This is a genomic window from Bartonella sp. AP36NXGY, assembly GCF_042195865.1.
GTDB lineage: Bacteria > Pseudomonadota > Alphaproteobacteria > Rhizobiales > Rhizobiaceae > Bartonella.
Genome location: NZ_JBHIPD010000152.1, coordinates 1 through 561, shown reverse-complemented (window position 1 = coordinate 561; position 561 = coordinate 1). Strand labels below are relative to the sequence as shown.

General features: G+C 39.8%; 1 pseudogene. It reads right to left on the bottom strand.

The features are described 5' to 3' along the window. A pseudogene (locus ACFINX_RS10395) lies at positions 1-561 on the bottom strand (hypothetical protein); the annotation flags it as partial.

Sequence of the window (561 nt, the reverse complement as noted above, 5' to 3'; positions counted from 1 at the left end):
AATATCCTGAGAAACCTTAGAAATCTGACCGCCATTAACCGCATCATGCGAATTCTCACTAATCTGACCTTCGGCAACATTATGCAAACCAACAGGTGCAGAACCCTTACCTTTACCCAAAGTCACACTCGCATAATTAGTGCTGCTATTATCATCACCTGTTTTATCGTAATGAACAACAGCCGATTCATCAGACTGAAGATTGTTAGAAAGCTCCTTCAGACTTTTATCAAGCTGGTCTTTATTAACAGCTTCATTACCTCTCACGGCTTCTTTCACACCGGAAAGAATTCTATCCCCTTTGTCTTTATTTGCGATATTGATTTCATTGCCTTCTACTTCTGTACCAATATTGATAACTTTTGTCTTTTCATCCTGCTTGGCAAGACTATCACTGACTACATTGGTCACATCATTGTGAACATTCGTAATAGAACTTGCAACACCTGCAAGTGCTTCCGCTACACTATTGTAAACCTTTTCATCACCAGTGCTACCATCATCATTGACAGTTTTAAGTTTGAATGTGGGTGCAACCCATTCTCCATTTTCATAGTCAGC